General features: G+C 32.1%; 4 protein-coding genes and 2 tRNA genes. All 6 read left to right on the top strand.

The features are described 5' to 3' along the window. Positions 1–12 precede the first annotated feature (12 nt). The 6 genes from ACERII_RS25550 to ACERII_RS25525 all read left to right on the top strand — a co-directional run bounded on the left by ACERII_RS25550 (position 13) and on the right by ACERII_RS25525 (position 3,761). A tRNA-Leu gene (locus ACERII_RS25550) sits at positions 13–97 on the top strand. 38 nt (positions 98–135) lie between these two features. Next, positions 136–212 (top strand) — tRNA-Arg (locus ACERII_RS25545). A gap of 173 nt (positions 213–385) precedes the next feature. Then, positions 386–1,237 (top strand): tyrosine-type recombinase/integrase, encoded by an 852-nt coding sequence (locus ACERII_RS25540; protein WP_373645824.1) that lies wholly within the window; start codon positions 386–388, stop codon positions 1,235–1,237. Positions 1,238–1,401: 164 nt separating this feature from the next. Beyond that, on the top strand, positions 1,402–2,661 hold the full coding sequence (locus tag ACERII_RS25535; RefSeq protein ID WP_373645822.1) for an MBL fold metallo-hydrolase: 1,260 nt from the start codon (positions 1,402–1,404) through the stop codon (positions 2,659–2,661). Between the two features lie 12 nt (positions 2,662–2,673). Then, a complete protein-coding gene (locus ACERII_RS25530; protein ID WP_373645821.1) occupies positions 2,674–2,928 on the top strand; it encodes a DUF3006 domain-containing protein in 255 nt (84 codons plus the stop codon). Positions 2,929–3,320: 392 nt separating this feature from the next. Continuing rightward, positions 3,321–3,761, top strand: a complete 441-nt coding sequence (locus ACERII_RS25525) for a hypothetical protein (RefSeq protein ID WP_373645819.1) — start codon at positions 3,321–3,323, stop codon at positions 3,759–3,761. Positions 3,762–4,372 lie beyond the last annotated feature (611 nt).

The raw sequence follows: 4,372 nt of genomic DNA, 5'->3' as shown, positions 1-4,372 counted from the left end.
AAAAAGTAAATTGCGGGTGTGGCGGAATTGGCAGACGCGCTAGACTTAGGATCTAGTGTCTTATGACGTGGGGGTTCGACTCCCTTCACCCGCACCAATTTTATTTGGTGTAAACAAGCAAAATAATAATTAAATGCGCCCTTAGCTCAGCTGGATAGAGCATGGCACTTCTAATGCCAGGGTCGGAGGTTCGAATCCTCTAGGGTGCGCCACATAAGTAGTAAACTTTTTTATAATACATAACTAATAAAATGCCCAACTTTTGTTGGGTTTTTTTGATATATAAAATCCTCTAAAATAGATATCTATCATTTTTCTTGCGCAGAATTTGACTATTTTTTTAAAATGGTATATAATTTGTGCAAATGTAAAGGAGGAGATAGCGATGATAATAAAAAACTCTGAAATAACTGAAATACTTGACAGTTTTGAGGGCTATCTCTATGAAAAAGGACGATCCGAAAATACAGTAAAAACGTATCGAGGTGTACTTCACTCGTTTTTTAAATGGTTGAAAACATACGGAAAATCAGTGGAAAACTTATCACATCAAGATATACAACTTTATATTGACTTTTTAGTAAAAGAGAAAAGAAGTGTTACTACAATAAAAAAAATATATAATACAATTAATTCTTTTGCTAAGTTTATAGAAAAATATGAGTTAACAAAAGGTATTCAACTTCCGGAGATAGAAAATAGCGAAAAGTCTCCCCCCGACTTCTTAACAAAAGAAGAAATAGAAGATTTAATATCAACGATGGAATTAGATGGAAATATACGTAATTTAGCAATTGTCTATACCTTATTGAAAACAGGAATTCGAGTTTCAGAACTCTGCTCTTTAAACAAAAATGATATTGAGTTAAATAATAAGAGTCTTACAGGGCAATTGGTAGTTAGAAATAAAGTAGATGCTGATGAACGGACCATCCCGCTTCCGAGGTCATTAGTTCATCATTTAAAAGAGTATGTAGAATCAAGGACTGACAACGAGGAAGCTCTATTTTTATCTAACTATCAAAAAAGAATTTCAGTACGCACAGTACAGCATACATTAAAGCAACACGGAGTACATCCACATAAACTTCGACATACGTTCTGTTACGAGTTAATTGAAAAAGGATTAGATTTATCGATTGTAGCCCAATTAGCAGGTCATTCTGACGTAAATATCACAAAACAATATACAAAACTAGCAAAAAATGTGAAAAAAGTAGACATGAAATACGCATAAGGAAAAGCCTAGATTTCTAGGCTTTTTTCTTATGCTTACTAGTTAACTAGTATCCTAAGTGATAAAACTAAACCGCCTACCACAAATAGAGAAAAAATACCAAAGAGAAGAAAAAGCATATGTAAGATGTTATGATGAAATGTATATGGAAGGGGTAGTAATTAATGACTCATAAACAAAAATATAAAAAATATATAGCTCTAATCTTTCTTGTTACTTTTTCTATACTTTCTTTTGGTTGTGGAGAAGGTGAAAATACTGATAATAAAAGGTCAGGTGTAAATCAAGAAGAATTTTCAGATATTCCTGATGCTACCAATGAAATTATGGATGAAGATAATACCGGTCACATAAATGGTAACGGTGGGAAGAATGAAGAAAATGTGAGTAGTTCCTCTACAGTAAAAGGTGATATGGAAGTTCATTACATAGATGTTGGTCAAGGTAAAGCTACTTTATTGAAAGGGCCTAGTTTTACAATCTTATTTGATGCAGGAAGACACGATAGAAATGACGTTGTACCTTATCTTCAAAAGTTAGATATTAAAATGATTGATTTGTTAGTTGGTACACATCCTCATGCAGATCATATTGGTCAAATAGATAGTGTTATGGATAATTTTATAGTAAAAGAAGTTTGGATGTCAGGTGATGAGCATACTTCCCAGACATTTGAACGAGTGTTAGATTCCATTCTTGCAAGTGATGCAGATTATCATGAACCAAGGGCCGGTGAAACATATACAATAGGGTCAGCAATTATTGAGGTTATAAACCCAGAGCGTTTAACTGGTAATTTTCACGAAGGTAGTATTTCTGTGAGGATAGTTTATGGGAACATTGCGTTTTTGTTTACAGGAGATGCAGAGCACCAAACAGAACGAGCGATGATAAATCGTGGTCATGAATTAAAAGCGAATATTTTCCATTTGGGTCATCATGGTTCAAGTACATCGAATACGAAAGAATTTTTAGATAAAGTTAACCCTGAAATTACTATTTATAGTGCGGGAGAAAATAATAGTTATGGGCATCCTCATGTGGAGGTTGTAACAGAAATAACTAATAGAAATGTTCCTATATATGGTACCGATATTCATGGCACGATTATTGTTAAAACGGATGGGAAATCATACTCCGTTTATACAGAAAAAACAGGAACAGTTGCAGTTAATGATAGACAAGAAGATAACAATAGAGGAAAAAATGAAGCCGATCAGCCCTCTTCGACTAATAATTGTGTAGATATTAATTCAGCTTCAAAAGAATTATTGACTACGATTATTCATATTGGGGATGCGAGAGCCGAGGAACTTATTAAATCGCGTCCTTTTCAATCAATAAATGGATTAACTAGCATTAATGGGATAGGATCAGCGAGACTGAATGATATTAAAGATCAGGGTTTAGCTTGCTTAAATTAGGAGGAATGTAGTTTGGATAAAGCTGTTGTAGATCGAATTGTAGATGGAGATAAAGTAGTTCTTTTAGTAGGAGAAGAAGAGAAGGAGATGATTTTATCGTTATCTCAGTTACCTGAAGATGTGAAAGAAGGTTCTTGGGTTCGTGTAGTATTTAATAATGAGGAAGTAATTACCATTGAATTAGATAACGATGAAACAAACAGTCGAAAACAGAGAATTAAAAGCAAAATGGAGCTTCTTAAGCAACGATCTAAAAAGAATAGATGATTATTTTAGTGGGCATTGAAAGCAGTTAAAAGTTGTTCTCAAATGCCCAATCTTTTTATATATTCATTCTTTTATTGTGCTTTTGAATGACTACAAGCAGTAATAGTTAATTTAATATATATGTCTAACATATAATGATGTCCAAATAAATAGCCATAACTACTTCAAAGGTGGATTATTATGAAAGAAATACTTATTGAATGTTAGCTGACTATGTTTTTTGCTGTCACATTTATTTTAAACCGCTCAATGGAATTGGCGGGAGGTAGTTGGAGTAGGAACATGAGCGTAGAGTTTTGAATTATTTATGTAAAAAAATGGTATACATTTGAACCCTTTTATCGTTTTCTTTCGTAAATAAATTATTACGACATCAGAAAGGGGTTACTATAATGAAAAAACAGTTAGTATTTCTATTATTTTTATCAATAGTACTTGTCACTGCTTGTAACAATAGTGAGGAATTATCTGGACAAACTTTTAATGTTGCATATTCTCCAGTAATGCAAGAGGATGTTAATAGCCCTAATAAGCATTACTCTATTATGACATTAGAATTTTTGGAAGGTAATAAAGTAATCACTAATGCAATTCATGATGGAGAAGGAGCATATGAGTTAAACGATGATGAACTGGTCCTTCGTTTCGAAAATGATTATGAGTTTTTAGAAATAACATTTGTAGTTACTGAAAGTGACAAAGATTTCAGTAAGTATTCAGCAGTAATCAGTGGTGTTGATTATACTATTACGGATACTGACATAATAAGGCATTTGCAAAATTTAGCTTTAAAATTATTTATAGATATGCCAGTTGAATTCATTAAAAAGTAGAAAGAAAAGCCATACATTACTTTAAGAAAAAAAGGACCATCCAAACTAGAAGTGTCTAGTTTGAATGGTCCTTTTCCTTATCTAAAATTGAGTTTATTCTTCAATGATTCTCCTATTTCTTTTTTCCACCCGGAAACTCCGAAAGGTTAGGCATGGACATAGTTCCTGAACGAAGTGTACATAGCAACTCATTATTTCCGTTTTTTAATAACAACGCTTACAACATCAATACTTTTCATTTTGTGAAACCTCCTAAATCTAGTTTTATCAACTTTATGTTTGGGAATAATTAATTATATATCAAAATTTAAACCACTTGTATTGTAAAAAATAGTATGGTAAGCTATTAAATCTGTGACACAAACTTCAATGATTGCGCAAAATCTTTTACAGATGTGATTGTATTCTAAAAAAATAATAATTTCATCATCACTTGTTGCGCAGAATTCATAATTTTGTTATTGTAGATATTGTCGCTGAAATGCGGAAGAAGAAAAACAAAAATACTTGCGTAGAATTAGTTATTGTGATATAATTATTTCTGCGGCAAAAAACGAGATTTTCAATTAATAAAAAAATATTGACATTTTTATATTATGTTGGTATAATTT

The sequence above is a fragment of the Evansella sp. AB-rgal1 genome, assembly GCF_041820985.1.
Taxonomy (GTDB): domain Bacteria; phylum Bacillota; class Bacilli; order Bacillales; family Salisediminibacteriaceae; genus Evansella.
Note: the sequence above shows the minus strand (reverse complement) of the source record. Positions and strands in the feature narration are given on the sequence as shown.

What these genes read in the sequence shown, in the direction of transcription:
- ACERII_RS25540 (WP_373645824.1), top strand. Translation starts at nt 386, where the DNA reads ATGATAATAAAAAACTCTGAAATAACTGAAATACTTGACAGTTTTGAG.
- ACERII_RS25535 (WP_373645822.1), top strand. Translation starts at nt 1,402, where the DNA reads ATGACTCATAAACAAAAATATAAAAAATATATAGCTCTAATCTTTCTT.
- ACERII_RS25525 (WP_373645819.1), top strand. Translation starts at nt 3,321, where the DNA reads ATGAAAAAACAGTTAGTATTTCTATTATTTTTATCAATAGTACTTGTC.